This is a genomic window from Paenibacillus sp. FSL H7-0716 (assembly GCF_038002705.1).
GTDB lineage: Bacteria > Bacillota > Bacilli > Paenibacillales > Paenibacillaceae > Paenibacillus_AQ > Paenibacillus_AQ odorifer.
Genome location: NZ_JBBODA010000015.1, coordinates 47,327 through 63,132, shown reverse-complemented (window position 1 = coordinate 63,132; position 15,806 = coordinate 47,327). Strand labels below are relative to the sequence as shown.

General features: G+C 44.1%; 11 protein-coding genes. 1 reads left to right on the top strand and 10 read right to left on the bottom strand.

All coding sequences use genetic code 11. The features are described from left to right. Positions 1 to 443: 443 nt before the first annotated feature. Positions 444 to 2,699 carry a type IA DNA topoisomerase gene (locus tag MHH60_RS18985; RefSeq protein WP_076133894.1) on the bottom strand — a complete coding sequence of 752 codons (2,256 nt, stop codon included), beginning with the start codon at positions 2,697 to 2,699 and terminating at the stop codon, positions 444 to 446. Between the two features lie 164 nt (positions 2,700 to 2,863). On the opposite strand from MHH60_RS18985, the gene MHH60_RS18980 reads away from it, so the two are divergent. After that, positions 2,864 to 3,727 (top strand): pentapeptide repeat-containing protein, encoded by an 864-nt coding sequence (locus tag MHH60_RS18980; protein ID WP_076133757.1) that lies wholly within the window; start codon positions 2,864 to 2,866, stop codon positions 3,725 to 3,727. Positions 3,728 to 3,742: 15 nt separating this feature from the next. Here MHH60_RS18980 and MHH60_RS18975 read toward each other — a convergent pair whose 3' ends face one another. The 9 genes from MHH60_RS18975 to pdhA form a co-directional block, all read right to left on the bottom strand. After that, complete coding sequence (locus MHH60_RS18975) at positions 3,743 to 5,455, bottom strand: proline--tRNA ligase (protein WP_076133758.1); 1,713 nt, start codon at positions 5,453 to 5,455, stop codon at positions 3,743 to 3,745. A gap of 400 nt (positions 5,456 to 5,855) precedes the next feature. Further along, complete coding sequence (locus MHH60_RS18970) at positions 5,856 to 7,343, bottom strand: glutamate synthase subunit beta (RefSeq protein ID WP_076133759.1); 1,488 nt, start codon at positions 7,341 to 7,343, stop codon at positions 5,856 to 5,858. A 235-nt stretch (positions 7,344 to 7,578) separates the two neighbouring features. Beyond that, positions 7,579 to 8,070: a dihydrofolate reductase gene (locus tag MHH60_RS18965; protein WP_076133760.1), complete on the bottom strand. Its 492-nt coding sequence runs from the start codon at positions 8,068 to 8,070 to the stop codon at positions 7,579 to 7,581. An 82-nt stretch (positions 8,071 to 8,152) separates the two neighbouring features. Next, on the bottom strand, positions 8,153 to 9,133 hold the full coding sequence (locus MHH60_RS18960; protein WP_076133761.1) for a thymidylate synthase: 981 nt from the start codon (positions 9,131 to 9,133) through the stop codon (positions 8,153 to 8,155). Between the two features lie 141 nt (positions 9,134 to 9,274). After that, on the bottom strand, positions 9,275 to 10,249 hold the full coding sequence (locus tag MHH60_RS18955; protein WP_076133762.1) for a S66 family peptidase: 975 nt from the start codon (positions 10,247 to 10,249) through the stop codon (positions 9,275 to 9,277). A gap of 152 nt (positions 10,250 to 10,401) precedes the next feature. Next, positions 10,402 to 11,814: a dihydrolipoyl dehydrogenase gene (gene lpdA / locus MHH60_RS18950; RefSeq protein ID WP_036687684.1), complete on the bottom strand. Its 1,413-nt coding sequence runs from the start codon at positions 11,812 to 11,814 to the stop codon at positions 10,402 to 10,404. Positions 11,815 to 11,816: 2 nt separating this feature from the next. Then, on the bottom strand, positions 11,817 to 13,463 hold the full coding sequence (locus MHH60_RS18945; RefSeq protein ID WP_076133763.1) for a 2-oxo acid dehydrogenase subunit E2: 1,647 nt from the start codon (positions 13,461 to 13,463) through the stop codon (positions 11,817 to 11,819). Between the two features lie 106 nt (positions 13,464 to 13,569). Then, positions 13,570 to 14,547, bottom strand: coding sequence for an alpha-ketoacid dehydrogenase subunit beta (locus MHH60_RS18940; RefSeq protein WP_038571553.1), 978 nt, complete (start codon positions 14,545 to 14,547; stop codon positions 13,570 to 13,572). A 15-nt stretch (positions 14,548 to 14,562) separates the two neighbouring features. Next, entirely contained in the window at positions 14,563 to 15,630 is a 1,068-nt protein-coding gene (gene pdhA, locus MHH60_RS18935) for a pyruvate dehydrogenase (acetyl-transferring) E1 component subunit alpha (RefSeq protein WP_038571556.1), read from the bottom strand. Positions 15,631 to 15,806 lie beyond the last annotated feature (176 nt).

Below are 15,806 nucleotides of genomic sequence, written 5' to 3'. Positions count from 1 at the left end.
GTCTAAAACTTATTAATTAAAAGTTGACAATTTGCAAACTCAGAAACCGTGTTAAACCAACAAATATAGTCTAACATTTTATTTTCTTTGGTATGTCCTTCACTCTTTAAATAATGAATTTTATGTGTAAAATATATAGTCTCCCACAGCCGACACCGAAACCATATCCCATATAGGGCGAGTCCGACTAATTGTCTTGACTACGGACCCAGCTGACGCTATTGGCGAATTTATTGCCATTGGAGCAAGTTTGCGGACTCCAGTGCTGCTATTCTCCCGCAAGCGGTGCATATATAGCCCTTTTTATGCCAATAACGACTATGCGGTCCGATAGCAGTCCAAAAGGACGTATTCCCGCGTTTAGGGTCATCTGTGTCCGCTAGCGGCTTCGTACATGCAAATGTGATGCCATCACTCATGATCCATACAAACTTCCAGTTAGACTATGACTCCACTGTTAATTGTCCTGTATCCATATTATTAAGCACAAGTTTCCCTTCCAGCGGGGTGCCGTCTTCGCTCGCAAGCTTCAGCTTACCCGTACGGCCTTTTTCAATCAATGCCTTTACTTGTGTATCTGTAAGGGTACGCCCGTGGTTCTCTTTCCAGATCACGAACTTGCAGCCTTCTTTGTAATGAGAGCAGCCGTAGCCTTTTTTACCCATAAAAATCATCCCGCCACAACCAGGACGCGGGCAGTTTCCGATAATTTTCGGACCAGAATTTGCTGATCCCTCTTCGTTAGCTGGTTTACGTTTTCTTGGCGCGGCAGGTTTATCGCTGGTTTTACGAGATGTACCTCCACCGCTCCGACCTTTAGCCCCTGTATTCACAGAAGGAGTTTCCCCTTCAAAAGAAGTTTTGGACGCCCGAGACTGCACACGAACCTTGTCCACAATCATGCAGGCAAATCTTTTTACATTCTCCATAAATTGTCCGTCCGACGCCGTACCTCTGGATATCTCGTTCAAGCGTCGTTCCCACTGGCCGGTCATTTCAGGTGAAGTCAACAGCTCGATGCCCGCTCCACGTATCAGTTCAATAGCCGTTCGTCCTTTTTGCGTGATGGCGATTTTTTTACCTTGCATTTCAATGTATCCGACATTCTTAAGCCGTTCAATGGTTGCAGCACGGGTGGCTGGAGTACCCAGCCCTGAATCCTTCATAGCATCCCGAAGCTCTTCGTCCTCAATCTGCTTTCCGGCACTTTCCATCGCTCTAAGCAGCGTGCCTTCCGTATAGTGTTTTGGCGGCTGTGTATCTTTCTCTTTAACGATAGCGTCACTACAGGTCACTTCATCTGTCGGAGCAAGTGCGAACGGTTCATTCACTTCAATCTCTTCGTCTTCCTCATCATCCTTGTTTTTTCCCTTGGACGACTTCGCTTTGTCTTTTTTCTGGTCCGCGTAAATGACCTTCCAGCCGAGGCTTAATAATTCCTTAACAGTAGTTTTGAACTTTTCATCCTCTACATCAGTCATAACCGTATGCACTTTGTATTCCGCAGCCGGATAGAACTGTGACAAAAAGCGCCGCACAATCAAATCATACAGTTTTCCCTCATCCGCACTAAGCCCTGTTGCTTTACGATATGTAGGCAAAATCGCATGGTGATCCTCGACCTTGGCGGGATTGCAGATAAATTTGTTTCCTTTATGAACGAGATTACGATCCGCACCTTTCACCCATTCATCATAAGCCGTCCCTTGGAGCGCAGATAAAGTCTTATGCATCTCCGGAATATTTTGTTCTGTAACATAGTTAGAATTCGTCCGCGGATACGATATCACCTTATGCTTTTCATATAATGCTTGTGCGATATCGAGTGTTTTTTTAGCGGAAAAAGCGTACTTCCCATTCGCCTCCCGCTGCAACAGCGTCAAATCATACAGTTTATTCGGATACTCTTTCGTTTCCTTAACCTCATAAGAATCAATTCGTCCCGGTTTTCCTTTGACCTTGGCAGCCAGCGCCTCCGCCTTCTCACCATCGGTCAGCCGGTCACCCTGCCACATACCTTTATAAGTCATTTCATTTTGTGTAAAATGGCCCTCCACCTCAAAAAACTTAAGGGATGAGAACGCCTCAATCGTCTTCTGGCGATCATAAATAAGTGCAAGTACTGGAGTTTGAACTCTCCCCACCGACAGCAGCACATTATGTTTCGTAGTAAATGCACGTGATCCGTTCATACCGATTAGCCAATCGGCTTCACTGCGCGCTTTTGCCGCTTTGGTAAGATTCTCGTATTCCGCCCCATCCTTTAGCTCTTGAAAGCCTTTGCGGATTGTCTCTGGTGTCAAATCGGAAATCCACAGCCGTTTCACAGGATGTTCAAGCTTCAAATGCCGCTGAATGAGCGAAAATATATGCTGGCCTTCTCGCCCGGCGTCACAAGAATTTACTAGCAGATCGCTTCGTTTAGCCAGCTCTCCGATTACCTTCAGCTGATCAATGGTCCGCGCATTAGGAACCAGCTTGAATTGGTCCGGAATAATGGGAAGATCATTAATATTCCATTTTTTGTATTTCACATCATATGCATCCGGCTCAGCCAATCCGATTAGATGCCCTATTGCCCATGTAATAATGTACTGCTCCCCTTCAAGATAGGAACGGTAATTTTTAGCCTTTGGTTCTATTGCGGCGGCGATATTCCGCCCCATGTCCGGTTTCTCCGCAATAATCAGTGTCTTCAAAAACATTCGCTCCTTACCTTCTCGTTCTTAAGTCCAAAACAGGTCCAGTACTCTATTATAACATTAACCTCGGTTTTTTTTAATCGACCGGACTTTTCATAGTCTTTCGTTTGATTTAAAATAAATTGGTATAAGCGTATTCATGTATCGGAGGGAAACAAACCTTGTATGAGAATCACAGATTTACAGAACCTTTTTCTGATCGAAGCCTCTCTGCCCTGAAGGCGGATTGTGAGCAGTGCTTCGGCTTATGTTGTGCCGCATTACCTTTTGCTGCTTCCGTAGATTTCGCTAGAGACAAAGACGCTGGACAGCCGTGTCACAATCTACAGTCGGACTTTCGCTGTGGTGTACATACAGAGCTAAGAGAATTAGGCTATCGTGGTTGTACGGTCTATGACTGTTTTGGAGCTGGGCAAAAGATTTCTCAAGTCACTTATGCTGGAGAAGACTGGAGGAAAAAGCCGAAAACTGCGAAGCAGATGTTCGAGGTATTTCCGATCATGTGGCATTTGCACGAGCTACTTTGGTATTTACATGAATCTTTGAACTTAGAAATAACCCGCACAATCCATACTGAGCTGCAAACAGCTCTCGATGAAACGGAACAGCTCACTTTACTTAATCCTGAAGCTCTTGTAAAAGTGGATGTTGCCGCTCATCGAGCACAAATCAATATGTTACTGTTGCAGGTCAGTGAGCTTGTACGAACTGAGGCTCGCCGTAAACTAAAGAAATCAGCGAAGAATTTCAGTCGAGGTGCCGACCTAATAGGAGCTAAGCTCAAAGGAGCCGATCTTAGAGGCGCCAATTTGAGAGGAGCCTATTTAATAGCTGCAGACCTTAGGGACGCTGATCTCAGAGGTGCCGATCTTATTGGGGCAGACTTTCGCGATACTGACCTCAGAGGTGCTAATTTAGCAGAAGCTCTCTTTCTCACGCAGGCACAGATCAATGCGGCAAAAGGTAATGCTCTCACAAAATTACCAGCAACACTCTTCTGCCCTGACCATTGGCACTCCCATTAAATGAAAAAAGATCATTTATATCAGCGGTGAATAGAATTGTTTAATCCGAGACACAGCTTCCATAATTTCTAAGACTTCTTTCCCCGCTGTGTTTCGTTCCAGATACTCTACTCTTCCCTGAGATGCTTCCTTGCCCACAACTATTGATAAAGGGATCCCGATCAAGCTTGAATCTTTAAATTTGACGCCAGCGCGTTCATCCCTATCATCGATCAGAGTCTCAATGCCAAGCTTGGTTAGTTGATCATAGAGACCTTCGGCAACCATCCGCTGCTCACTATCCTTGATGGACATTATCAAGATATGAACCTGATAAGGTGCCAATGCTGCTGGCCACATTAATCCATCCTCATCATGATGCTGTTCAGCAATAGCGGATAAAAGCCGTGAGATACCAATTCCGTAACAGCCCATAATCATAGGTTGACTTTTGCCTGAAGAATCTAAGTAAGAAGCACCTAGCTTTTCACTGTATTTAGTACCTAATTTGAAGACATGACCCACTTCAATCCCTTGATGAAAATGCAGAATACCCTCCAAACAATGCGGACAAACTTCACCTTCTGCTACATTCCGAAAATCCCCCACATGCTCAAGCGAAAAATCTCTGCCGGGTACGACGTTACGGAAGTGATAATCTTTTTCTCCCGCCCCTGTAATCCCTTGAGTCATACCAGCTACTGCCACATCTGCTAGGATAGTAAGCGTTAAGCCTACAGGTCCTACAAATCCACTTTCAACGCCCGCTAAGGATTTCACAGCCTCGTAGTCAGCAAGCTTAATCTCATTCGTTCCTAAATATTTACTTACCTTAATCTCATTTACTTCATGATCACCCCGGACCAGTACAGCAAAAATCTGTCCGTCACCTTCATAGATTAATGTTTTGATAATCTGGTCTGGCCGGATATCTAGCTCCTGCTCTAGTTGCTCAATTGTGCGCAAATCAGGAGTGAGGAATTTCTCTATCTCCGGTACTTGTATGACAACCTCATTTTTTACAGGCCGCAGGGACTCTGCCTGTTCCAGATTGGCCGCATAATCACAAACGGAGCATGCAGCAATCGTATCCTCTCCAATTTCAGCCAGCGCCATAAATTCATGACTGCCGCCCTCGCCTCCAATCGCACCGGAATCCGCATGGACAGCACGGAATTTCAATCCACATCGCTCCAATACCCGGTGATAAGCCTCGAACATTTGAATATATGATTTATCGAGACCATCCAGGCTTGTGTCAAAAGAGTAAGCATCCTTCATCAAAAACTCTCTGCCTCTCAGCAGTCCAAAACGTGGTCGGCGTTCATCACGGAATTTGGTCTGAATCTGATATACGGTAATAGGAAGCTTACGATAGGAGCTGATCTCATTCCGGACGAGTGTGGTTACTACTTCCTCATGTGTAGGACCTAGTATGAATTCCCGCTCATGACGATCCCGCAGCGTCATCAGCTCTTTACCGTATACCTCATACCTGCCTGATTCTTTCCAGAGCTCCGCAGGCTGCATAGATGGCATCAATACCTCCTGAGCCCCAGAGACATCCATCTCCTTCCGCACAATAGCTTCTAATTTCCGTAAAACACGTCTGCCAAGCGGTAAATAAGTGTACACGCCCGCTGCTAATTGGCGGATATATCCCGCACGCAGCAGTAGCTGATGACTGCTCACCTCCGCCTCTGAAGGTGCCTCCCGCAGAGTTGTTAATAAAAGATTACTTTGACGCATATTTATACCCTCCCTAAAAAATGAACGCTCTAAACGCAAAAAGACACATTCGTCAGGGACGAATGTGTCGTGATACCACCCTTATTTAACCGCCAGCCCGTACATAGTCTACACTTGATTTGGCGATCCTCAATCGAATAACGGCCGATTCCGGCAGCGGTTGTACGCTGCAGCTACCCAGGCAGGATACCATCCACACGTATATGAGGAACCTTTCAGCCGGTGAGTTCCCTCTCTGTTCTAACGCTTCTAGGATCGTAAGTCCTTGGTCAATGCTTTTATCATTTAAATATTGTATTAAATCTATATGAAAATAATATTTCCGTCAAGCGTCGGCTCCAAAAAAAAGCCGCTTCTCCAGCAGGTAAACTGCTTTTGAAACGGCTTCTTGAATTAATGCCTAGACAAGAACGCTTGAGCCCATCAGGTATTTATCCACTTCACGTGCAGCTTCACGACCTTCATTGATGGCCCAGACCACCAAGCTTTGACCACGACGCATATCGCCAGCAGCAAACACTTTATCCACGTTCGTATTGAATTTGCCGTAACGTGCTTTCACATTGGTACGACGATCGGTCTCCAAATTAAGCTCCTCAACAATATCTTGCTCCGGACCATCGAAACCTATGGCGATTAGAGCGAGTTGAGCAGGATATACAGCTTCTGTTCCAGGAACGGGCTGGTAGATTTTACGACCTGTCTCATCCACGATCCGGCGGATCTGCACCGTATGAAGCTCCTTCAAATTCCCCTCTTCATCCCCAACGAATTTAGTGGTCATGATAGAGAACTCACGCGGATCATCGCCAAAAATAGCTTTCGCTTCTTCTTGCGCATAATCCAAGCTGTACACATTCGGAAATTGTGGCCAAGGATTAGCAATCGGATCCCGTTGCAGAGGCGCTTTTTCATGTGTACCAAATTGAGTGATACTGCCGCAGCCATGACGAAGCGCTGTAGCAACACAGTCAGATCCTGTATCCCCGCCACCTAAGACGATTACATCTTTACCTTCAGCGGATACATAGTTACCATCCTCCAGATTGGAATTCAAGTAACTCTTGATCGTGCCATTTAAATAATCCATGGCATACATAACGCCCTTAAGCTCACTGCCTTCAATGTTGAAACGGCGTGCCTTAGTAGCTCCACCACACAGAACGACCGCATCATACTCATCAACAAGCTGCTGAGCCGGAATGTCTTTACCAATCTCAGTGTTCACTACGAAGTTAATCCCTTCCGCAGCCAGCAAATCTACACGACGTTGTACAACTTTTTTATCAAGCTTCATAGTAGGTATTCCATATGTCAGCAGTCCGCCAACGCGGTCACTGCGCTCAAATACAGTTACAGTATGTCCAGCCTTGTTAAGCTGTGCTGCTGCGGCAAGTCCAGCAGGTCCAGAGCCTACGATTGCAATTTTTTTGCCAGTCCGTTTCTCCGGAGGATTAGGTATAACCCAGCCCTCTTCAAAACCCTTATCAACGATCGCAAGTTCAATTGTTTTGATGGTTACCGGCTGTCCGATCAGACCCACTGTGCAAGAGCCTTCACAGGGTGCGGGACAAATACTGCCTGTGAATTCAGGAAAGTTGTTTGTCTTATGCAGACGTTCCAGTGCTTCTTTCCAGAGTCCGCGATACACCAAGTTATTCCACTCCGGAATTAAATTGTGTACTGGACAACCTGAGGTCCCGCCAGCCATATCGATACCTGTATGGCAATAGGGGGTTCCGCAATCCATACAACGTGCGCCCTGTGTCCGAAGCTCGTCCTCGGATAAATGATGGTGGAATTCTTCCCAGTCCTTTACCCGCTGCTCAGGATCCCGATCACCTGGGAGCTGCCGTTTATACTCCATAAAACCTGTAGGTGTAGACATGTTTACGTTTCCCCCATCCGTTCTCTTCGTGTTGAAGTATAGTACATTGTAGCATATTGCGGCTTCGTATGGTTGTCAGCAACGCAATGAAGTACCTGCACATTCTATTCTATACCTATACATAATCATTTCTAATTTTAATTATAGTAACATTCATCACTTTTGCACAGTAATGGATAAATCTACTGATTATTTGTACTATTTCACATGTTATGTCAGAGAAAACGTTTTATTGCTATTCCGTACGTTCGTAAACAAGAAAACGGTAATCATACGGATTCTTCTCATCACGAATTCCCTTAATATTGGAGACCTCTTTCCACATCCTCCAGTCAATCTCAGGAAACCGGGTATCTCCTTCAAAATCCTGATCGATCTGCGTCAACATTAGCTTGTCAGCATACGGCAACATCAAGCGATAAATTTCCGCACCGCCGATCACCATCAGCTCATCTTCTTTTCTACCCTCGCTGAGAGCCTCTTCAAGCGTGTGTAGAACCTCTGCACCTTCAGCTGAATAATCTGTATCCCTTGTTAGAATTAGGCTCGTTCTGCCCTTTAAGGGCTTGCCTCCGAGCGAATCCCAGGTTTTGCGGCCCATTAGCATTCTTTTGCCCAATGTTTCTGCTTTAAAATAAGCAAAATCCAGTGGCAAATGCCAAGGCATATCGTTATCTTTTCCTATGACATGATTGGCACCCATTGCCCATATTAAGCTAACACTCATGAAGTTCCCTCCTTCTCCAAACTAAATTAAAAACTATACTTCCAGAAATTATATTTGCGAATCTTAATTTTTGAGAATTACGTTATACTGCGATCGGCGCTTTTATCGAAGGATGCGGATTGTACCCCTCAATGACCAGATCTTCCAGTTCAATATCAAAAATTGATTCTTTCTTTGAATTAATAACCAGTGTAGGCAATGCTCTTAATTCTCTTGATAATTGCTCTTTCACTTGCTCAACATGGTTTGAATAGATATGCGCATCACTAATGCTATATACAAATTCGCCTACTTCCAGTCCACATTCGTATGCGATTAAATGGGTAAGTAAGGAGTAAGATGGAATATTGAAGTTTGCCCCGAGAAAGGAGTCCGCACTGCGTTGCAGCAAGTGACAGCTTAGTTTACCATTTGCAACGTAGAACTGGAACATCACGTGGCAGGGCGGTAACGCTGCTTTGCTTCCTTTCGTCCCAGCATTTATAACATCTTCCGGATTCCATGCGCTGACAATTAAACGCCGAGAATCAGGATTTGTTTTGATCTGATGAATAACGTCTTGTAATTGGTCAATTGATTCGCCAGTAGAAGATGTCCAATTCCGCCATTGCTTACCGTAAACATTTCCTAGCTCGCCATATTTCGCAGCAAACTCATCATCTTCTAAGACACGGTCACAGAATGCTTTCATCTCTGCTTGATATAATTGATTAAAATCTTCATCAACTAAACAACGATTCCCGAAGTCTGTCATATCTGGGCCAGTATATTCGTCCGATTCAACCCATCTTTTAAAAGCCCATTCATCCCAAATATGATTATTATTTTTCAATAAATAACGAATATTGGTATCCCCTTTAATAAACCACAATAGCTCGCTAGCAATTAAGCGAAACGGTGTACGCTTTGTTGTAAACAGCGGGAAGCCTTTTGATAAATCAAATCGCATTTGATAACCAAATACACTAATTGTACCAGTTCCTGTACGATCTTCTTTTTTCACACCATGATCTAAAATATATTGTAAAAAATTCAAATAGGTTTGTTCTAACTCATTCGTCAATGTATTGCACCTCCGTAATATTTCACCTCATATATTATATCTGAAAAATCCGATTTTTGTAGAAGGTAAGATAATTTTTAAATATATTTAATAATCAGGCTACATATTCAATTATAAAGGATTGATTCAGCAATTGTATCTCTACTCCGCTATCCTAAGCTCCACTCTGGCCCCGTATGCACGAAGGCTTGCTTGTCCACCCACAGGAAAGGTAATCATCGGCGATGTATGTCCAAAGTCCACGTCTGCAATCACAGGAATATCGGATAATTCTTCTTTTGAGTGGATAATTGTAGTTAGCAGCTTCATGGACATTCGTGATTCTTTTTGGAATCTGCCGATCACCAACCCTTTAACCTCTGCAAACTCAGGCTGATGAATTAGGGATTGCAGATCTCGATCAAAGGTTGCAGGTGCTGACTCATAATCATCCTCAATGAACAAAATAGAATTTTTTAAACTTGGCATATACTCTGTTCCCTGCAAAAGATTTAAAGTGCATAAATTGCCACCAATAATCGTTCCTTTCGCTTCCCCATCATTGATAATGAAAGGACCTTCATTTTTAATAAATATCCGGTTCTCCTGATCCAGATACCACTCATCATCACTCCAATGCTTGGAAGGCTGCACTAGAATTTCTTTATTGTCCATCATCAGCTTGCGGAAATATTCGATGGTATATTCATTATCGTGGAGCATCGCGAATGTGGAAAAATGCGGTCCGGAGTATGTAACTAAACCTGTTTGAGCATAAATCGCATTACTTAGTGCAGTAATATCCGAATAACCACATAAACGCTTTGGATTCTCTGCAATGATTGAATAATCTATATAACGCAGCAGCTGGTTACTATTGAAGCCCCCAATGGTCGTTAATATTCCTTTCACTTTGGGGTCTAAAAAGGCTTCGTGCAAATCCTCAATTCTCGAATCAATAGAAGAGGAAACAAAATCATCCGTCTCAAAAGAATTTGTTGAAATGGATATCCGAAAACCTAACCGTTCAAGCTGCTCTTTAGCGATTTTTCTTTGCTGAGCATCGATTAATGACAAACTTCTGGAAGGAGAGATAATACGCAGCTCATCTCCAGGCTTTAATTTATCAGCTCTCATCATTGAACCTCCCTATATTTATAAATTACAGATTAAGTAATTGCTCTTCCTCCCAGTATATCTCTTTTCAAAAAAGTGGAAAACACAAAAAAAGGCGGAACGCATTTGCGTCCGCCTTTCTGTTGCCTGCTAGAGCAATTTTTGGAGAAAAATTATTTCATTACATGAATTGGGTGACCTTCAACCAACTCAGCAGCTTCCATGACGATTTCGCCAAGGGTTGGATGCGCATGAATAGTCAAAGCGATATCTTCAAGCGTTGCGCCCATTTCGATTGCCAAACCAAGTTCAGCGATCAAGTTGGAAGCTTCGATACCAACAATTTGAGCTCCCAGTACCAAATTGTTCTCGGAGTTAGCAACAATTTTGATGAAGCCTTCTGGGCTGTTCAAAGATACTGCGCGACCATTTCCTGCGAATGGGAATTTGCCACTCTTCACTTTGTAGCCTTTGTCTTTTGCTTCTTTTTCAGTCAAACCAACGCTTGAACACTCAGGATCTGTAAATACAACAGCTGGGATGACTTTGTAGTCAACAACAGATGTAAGTCCTGCGATTGCTTCAGCAGCGATTTTACCTTCGTAAGAAGCCTTGTGAGCCAAAGCAAGACCTGGAACAACGTCGCCGATAGCGAAGATGGTAGGAATGCTTGTGCGTCCTTGGTGATCAACTTTGATCAATCCGCGCTCGTCGAGCTCAAGACCGATCAGGTCCAGACCAAGTTCACCGTCAGTGTTAGGACGACGACCTACAGTAACAAGCAAGTAATCTGCTGTAACTTCTTTGGACTCGCCACCAACAGAGTATTTCACGGTTACTTCTTTGTCGTTCTGAACAGCACTTTCAGCTTTAGCGTTAGTTACGATTTCGATGCCAGTTTTAGCCATGTTTTTCGCAACAAGACGAGTCATATCTTTATCAAAGCCTGGAAGTACAGTATCCAAACCTTCGATGATTGTTACTTTAGTGCCAAATTTAGAGTACATTTGACCAAGCTCGGCACCGATGTATCCACCACCGATTACGATCATGCTCTTCGGAATTTCTGGAAGTTCCAGAGCTTCAGTCGAAGACAGAATACGTCCGCCGAATGGGAAAGGTTTAAGTTCAATTGGACGGGAGCCTGTAGCAATGATGCAGTGTTTGAAGCGGTAACGTGGAGATTCATGATCGTTGAACACACGTGCTTCTGTGTCGCTGATAAACATGCACTCACCGTTAAATACTTCAATTTTGTTGCCCTTCATCAAGCTAGTCACACCGCTAGTCATTTTTTTAACTACGCTGTTCTTAAATTCTTGAGTTTTGGCAAAATCCACTTTAACATTCTCAGCTGTAACGCCGAAAACTTCACCATGCTGTGCAGATTCAAATTGATGCGCAGCCGCGATCAAGGCTTTAGAAGGAATACATCCACGGTTCAGACATACACCGCCAAGTTCCGATTTATCCACGATGAGGACTTTTTGGCCGAGCTGGGCGGCACGAATTGCCGCCACATACCCACCAGGACCTGCACCAATGACCAATGTATCAATATCTAGTGAAGCGTCTCCTACTACCATAATTATACCTCCATAACCAGCAGCTCAGGATTATTGAGCAGCGATTTAATGTAGTTCATAAAGTTTTGAGCAGTCGCACCATCGATAATACGGTGGTCAAAGCTGAGTGACAACGCCATTACTGGAGCAACTACGATTTCACCATTTTTCACAACTGCTTTTTCACTGATACGGCCAGTTCCGAGGATAGCCACTTCAGGGAAGTTGATGATTGGAGTAAAGAACATACCGCCAGCAGAACCGATGTTACTGATGGAGATCGTGCTGCCCTTCATTTCATTAGCAGACAATTTACCGTCACGGCCACGAACAGCCAAGTCAGTGATGCTGCTAGCAATCATCCAAATGCTCTTACGGTCAGCGTCTTTGATAACTGGAACGATCAAACCGTTTGGTGTATCAGTAGCGATACCGATATTGTAGTATTTCTTGTAGACAATTTCGCCTGCTTCTTCATCAATCATAGCATTGAGTGCTGGGAATTGACGGGAAGCTGCAACAAGTGCCTTAACGATGAATGGAAGGTAAGTAACCTTAACGCCTTTTTTCTCAGCAATAGGTTTCATACGTGTACGGAATGCTACCAGTTCAGTAACATCTACTTCATCCATAATGGTTACGTGTGGAGCAGTGTAAGCCGATTTAACCATTGCGTTGGAGATCGCCTTACGAATACCCTTGAATGGTACACGTTCTTCTTCAAGACTAACGTTACCGCTAGCTGCTGCAGGTGCTGCTTTAGCTTCGGTCTTAGCAGCCTTAGGAGCTTCAGATGCCGCTGCTGCTGCAGGAGCTACAGGTGTAGAACCACCTTTCAAGAAGGCTTCTACGTCTTCACGAGTGATTTTACCACCTTTTCCAGTTCCGTTCACTTTGGAAATATCCACTTTTTGCTCACGAGCAAATTTGCGAACGCTTGGTGTAGCCAATACATCGCGGTCAGGAGCTGGTGTTACACTTGCAGATCCGCCTTCTTTAGCATCAGCAGGGCTTGTTGCTGCAGGGGAAGAAGTAGTGTTTGCACTTCCTTTTGCTGCATCGGCTTCAGCAGATGCATGACCTTCTTGTTCAGGAACGTCACCTTCAGCAGCGATAATAGCAACAACTTCGCCTACGCGGCAAACTTGGCCATCTTTAGTCAGAACTTCCAATACAGTACCATTCACTGGACATGGAACCTCAACTACCGCCTTATCATTTTGAACTTCCATGATGATGTCATCATCCGTTACCTTGTCACCGGCTTTGATATGCATTTTGATGATTTCACCTTCATGCAGACCTTCACCCAGCTCAGGGAAGCGATATTCAAAATTCGATGCTTTGTTAGATGCTGGAGCAGCTGGTGCAGCTGGCGCTTGAGCAGCAGGAGCTTCAGTAGCAGCACCCTCTTGATCAGGCACGTCACCTTCTGCTTCGATAATAGCCACTACTTCACCGACACGGCATACTTGACCGTCTTTAGTCAGAACTTCCAACACAGTACCGTTTACTGGGCAAGGCACCTCAACTACCGCCTTGTCATTTTGAACTTCCATTACGATATCATCATCCGTTACCTTGTCACCGGCTTTGATATGCATTTTGATGATTTCACCTTCATGCAGACCTTCACCTAGTTCAGGAAATCGGTATTCAAACTTTGCCACTTTGAAAACCTCCTCGTGAAATTGGGACTAACCTTATGATTTAAACTTTATAAGATGAAACAACGTTGTCATCCATATGGATGACAACTGTTTCTCATAAAAATATTTAGAATTCCAAAACTTTCTTCACGCCTGCAATAATACGTGCAGGGTTTGGAAGCCATGTATCTTCTATTTGTGCGAATGGATACACAGTATCAGGACCTGCGATACGAAGCACAGGTGCTTCCAAGTGCAGTAGTGCTTTTTCATTGATTTGTGCGATAACTTCAGCAGCTACACCCGCACTCTTTTGTGCTTCTTGCACCACGATAGCACGGTTAGTCTTCTTCACAGACGCTACAATAGTGTCGATGTCGATCGGACTTACAGTACGAAGGTCGATAATTTCAACATTAACGCCTTCTTTTTCGAGTTGCTCGGCTGCTTTGGTAGCTGTATGTACCATCAGCCCGTAAGTAATGATCGAAACGTCAGAACCTTCACGTACTACGTTCGCTTTTCCAAGCTCAACTGTATATTCACCTTCTGGCACTTCAGCACGGAATGCATGATAAAGGTTCAAGTGCTCCATGAAGAATACAGGGTCATTGTCGCGAATAGACGCGATTAGAAGTCCCTTAGCATCATATGGGTTTGAAGGAATTACAACTTTAATCCCTGGGCTTTGTGCGATCAAACCTTCGAGTGAGTCAGTGTGAAGCTCAGCAGCCTTAACTCCGCCACCAAAAGGAGTACGGAATACTACTGGAGCGTTATATTTACCGCCAGAACGCCAGCGCAGACGTGCAGCTTGGACAACGATTTGATCCAGTGCTTCAAAGATAAAACCTACGAATTGAATTTCAGCAATCGGACGGAAGCCTTGTACACCAAGACCAAATGCCAGACCGCCGATAGCGGACTCAGCAAGCGGTGTATCAAAAATACGATCTTCGCCAAATTCCTTTTGCAGACCTTCAGTTACACGGAAAACGCCACCTACATTACCAACATCCTCTCCGAAGATAAGAACGTTAGGGTCACGATTCAGTTCAACGCGCATCGCGTCGCGAATCGCTTCTTTCATATTCATTTGTGCCATTGCCTGATATCCCCCTTATTCAAAATCGGCTTTTTGCTCTTCCAGATGTTTAGGTGTTACTTCGAACATGCTGTCGATCAAGCCAGGTATTGTCATTTTTTCGGTTTGTTCAGCTTTTTTGATCTGCTCGTTAACAGTAGCTTTCGCTTCATCTTTCACGCGCAGTGTATCTTCTTCAGTCCAAAGACCTTTCTTCTCCAAATACTTGGCAAGACGGGCGATTGGGTCCTTTTCACTCCATTGTCCTTCTTCTTCTTTCGAACGATATTTACTTGCATCGTCAGAAAGGGAGTGTGGACGGAAACGGTAAGTTACAGCTTCGATCAATGTAGCGCCTTCGCCGTTACGTGCACGTTCAGCAGCATCGCGTACAGCACTGATTACTGCAAAGATGTCCATACCGTCAACCTTAATCCCTGGAATACCAGCTGCAACCGCTTTGTGAGCGATCGATTTGGAAGCCGTTTGTTTAGCGAACGGAGTCGTAATCGCATAACCGTTGTTTTGAACAAAGAAGATTACAGGCAGTTTAAAACGACCAGCAAAGTTCAAGCCTTCGTAGAAGTCACCTTCTGAAGAACCGCCATCACCAGTGTAAGTAATTGCAACATTTTTTTGTTTTTTCAATTTGAAGCCCATAGCAATACCAGTAGCGTGCAGGATTTGCGCACCAATGATAATTTGTGGCATTAATACATTAACCCCATCAGGAATAGCTCCACCATGTTGGTGACCACGGGAATATAAGAAAGCTTGGTACAATGGAAGTCCGTGCCATACTAGCTGCGGAATATCACGGTAGCCTGGGCATAAGAAGTCTTCTTTCTCCAAAGCGAACTCACTACCAATCATGGTAGCTTCTTGACCGGATACCGGTGCGTAGAAACCAAGGCGACCTTGACGGCCAAGGTTTACTGCACGATCATCCCAAGTACGGGTAAATACCATACGATACATAATTTCTTTCAGTTGATCGTCGGTTAAATCTGGCATTTTATCCTTATTGATAATTTCTCCATCCGGGGAAAGTACCGATAGAGCCTCGACGTCCTCTGTATACACTTCATAAGGAACTTTACTCATTATCTTCACCTCAATAAAAAAATTTGAATATCAGCTGCCTCTGTTATAATATTATTATACACCTGTTTAGTTACTTTCGTCAAAGAAATACTTATAAAATTTATATTCCTTCAAATTTTGTATGTATAACAGGTGAGAGAATTTTATATAACAGTTTAATACTTTTCCAACAAGTA

What these genes read in the sequence shown, in the direction of transcription:
- MHH60_RS18975 (WP_076133758.1), bottom strand. Translation starts at nt 5,455, where the DNA reads ATGCGTCAAAGTAATCTTTTATTAACAACTCTGCGGGAGGCACCTTCA.
- MHH60_RS18970 (WP_076133759.1), bottom strand. Translation starts at nt 7,343, where the DNA reads ATGTCTACACCTACAGGTTTTATGGAGTATAAACGGCAGCTCCCAGGT.
- MHH60_RS18965 (WP_076133760.1), bottom strand. Translation starts at nt 8,070, where the DNA reads ATGAGTGTTAGCTTAATATGGGCAATGGGTGCCAATCATGTCATAGGA.
- MHH60_RS18955 (WP_076133762.1), bottom strand. Translation starts at nt 10,249, where the DNA reads ATGAGAGCTGATAAATTAAAGCCTGGAGATGAGCTGCGTATTATCTCT.
- lpdA (WP_036687684.1), bottom strand. Translation starts at nt 11,814, where the DNA reads ATGGTAGTAGGAGACGCTTCACTAGATATTGATACATTGGTCATTGGT.
- MHH60_RS18940 (WP_038571553.1), bottom strand. Translation starts at nt 14,547, where the DNA reads ATGGCACAAATGAATATGAAAGAAGCGATTCGCGACGCGATGCGCGTT.
- pdhA (WP_038571556.1), bottom strand. Translation starts at nt 15,630, where the DNA reads ATGAGTAAAGTTCCTTATGAAGTGTATACAGAGGACGTCGAGGCTCTA.